Below are 2,296 nucleotides of genomic sequence, written 5' to 3' on the forward strand. Positions count from 1 at the left end.
AGAATAGCCAAATCGATATGCCCGCCTCTTATCATCGCAAATGACTCAGCGCTGTCAAAATAAGAGGCGCCGGTCACTTCAGTGATCGTTTCCTTTCCCGCATTGATCAAATCCGCGTCTTCCATTCCTTCCAGAGGATAGGGGCCAATTCCGAGCAAGCCGTTTTCCGACTGAAGCATGACGTGAACGCCATCGGGTATCTCATTTGCGACAAGCGTCGGCATTCCAATCCCGAGATTCACATTCATGCCGTCCTTGATTTCTTGTACAGCCCGTTTGACCATTCGTTTTCTCGCTTCCTTCACTTGGCCTCACCCTTTCCCGATGCTTGCTGAACTGTTCGTTTTTCAATCCGTTTTTCTTGGCTCGCGCCAAGCACGACATGCTGTACGTATATTCCCGGCGTATGGATGTGATCTGGATCGAGCTCTCCTGCTTCCACGATTTCTTCCGCCTCGGCAATCGTGATCTTGCCTGCCATGGCGGCAATGGGATTGAAATTTCTCGCCGTTTTCCTAAAAACCAAATTGCCCATGGTGTCCGCTTTCCACGCTTTGACGATCGCCACATCGCCGGTAATGCCTCGCTCCAGCACATAAGTCCGGCCGCCGAATGTTTTATGTTCCTTTCCCTCGGCTATGGAGGTGCCGACGCCTGTCGCCGTATAAAATCCCGGTATGCCTGCACCGCCTGCACGAATTCTCTCAGCGAGCGTTCCTTGGGGAACAAGCTCGACCTCAAGCTCTCCGCTTAAAAACTGCCGCTCAAAAATTTTATTTTCACCGACATAGGAAGCAATCATTTTCTTGATTTGCTTGTTAGCCAGAAGCAAACCAGGCCCCCAGTCATCGACTCCGCAGTTATTGCTGACAACGGTTAAATCCTTTACTCCCTGATCTCTTATAGACAAAATGAGCTGTTCAGGGATGCCGCACAGCCCAAACCCTCCCGCGATCAGCGTATCCCCATCATGAATCAGTTTCGCAGCTTCCTTGCTTGATGACAGCACTTTTCCCATATTGATGCACCTTTCGTTTTCTTCTACACTAGACCAGTCAGGCTGTAAATCGCGATCACAGCAAATACGGCAGCCGTTTTAATGAGCGTGATCGCAAAAATATCGCGATAGGATTGCCGATGGGTCAAACCCGTCACGGCCAGAAGCGTGATAACGGCGCCATTATGCGGCAGTGTGTCCATCCCGCCTGATGCCATTGAAATGACCCGATGCATCACCTCTGGCGGAATATTGTAAGCCTGAATCGCCTGTAAGTATTGTTCTGACATCGCGCTTAACGCAATGCCTATTCCTCCTGAAGCCGAGCCGGTGATTCCCGCCAGCGCAGTTATTGTAACGGCGCCATTTACAAGCGGATCGGTAAAAGTATGTGAAATTCCGCTGCTCAGCTTATGAAACCCCGGCAGCGCGGCAATAATGCCGCCGAACCCGTACTCGGCACCCGTATTCATAGATGCCAGCAAGGCGCCGCCGATCCCTTCATTCAGCCCTTCCTTCATTTGGGCAAACACACTTCTCCAATCAAATAAAATCGTTGTGATGATGCCAATCACTAAAGCAATCTCCACCGACCAAATAGCAGCTGCTGAAGAAATATCAAGCCTGCCGAACTCCTTTAATCCTATGGAAGAAAAATCAAATCCATTCGGATACCACTTTGGCAAGTAAATGGTGAAATATTTATTCACTGCACCGACGAGAATAAGCGGGACAAAGGCAAGCGCGTGCCGAATCGGGCTTTTGTCCGGTTCAGCCGCGGACTCAATCGATTCAGGAGCAGGAGCATTCTGCGAATCAAAACCGCCATAGCCTTCGCCAGATGCCTGCGCTTTCTTCCGCCTTGATTCCAAATAGAGCATCCCAGCTGCCAGCACAATCACTGCGCCCATCAAGCCCAGCCAAGAGGCGGCATAAATGTCTGTTTTGAAAAACGACGTCGGGATGACATTTTGGATTTGCGGCGTTCCCGGAAGTGCGTCCATCGTAAACGTAAAAGCCCCTAAAGCAATCGTTCCCGGGATGAGGCGTTTTGGTATGTTTGCTTCTTGGAACATGTTTTTCGCAAAAGGATATACGGCAAATACGACAACAAACAGGCTGACGCCGCTGTACGTCAAGACAGCGCCCATCAGCACAATGGCAAGTATCGCTCTTTTTGCCCCGACAAGCCGGACAATTGTTTTCGCGATTGATGCCGCAAGCCCGGCCATTTCAACGACCTTTCCAAAAATGGCACCGAGCAAAAACACTGGGAAATACAATTTAATAAAACCCGCC

Annotated in this window: 3 protein-coding genes; all 3 read right to left on the reverse strand. The window is 50.2% G+C overall.

Annotation, left to right across the window (positions count from 1 at the left end; translation table 11 throughout):
- The coding region (locus ACWHAR_RS19945; protein WP_452087607.1) for a CoA-transferase at nucleotides 1–305 on the reverse strand (305 nt) is incomplete at its 3' end.
- Nucleotides 302–1,018: a CoA transferase subunit A gene (locus tag ACWHAR_RS19950; protein WP_017697223.1), complete on the reverse strand. Its 717-nt coding sequence runs from the start codon at nucleotides 1,016–1,018 to the stop codon at nucleotides 302–304. The genes ACWHAR_RS19945 and ACWHAR_RS19950, both read right to left, overlap by 4 nt.
- 23 nt (nucleotides 1,019–1,041) lie before the next feature.
- Nucleotides 1,042–2,296 (reverse strand): GntP family permease (locus ACWHAR_RS19955; RefSeq protein ID WP_452087608.1); only part of this gene is annotated, 1,255 nt, incomplete at its 5' end.

Source organism: Bacillus sp. LR--39, assembly GCF_053613335.1.

What these genes read in the sequence shown, in the direction of transcription:
- ACWHAR_RS19950 (WP_017697223.1), bottom strand. Translation starts at nt 1,018, where the DNA reads ATGGGAAAAGTGCTGTCATCAAGCAAGGAAGCTGCGAAACTGATTCAT.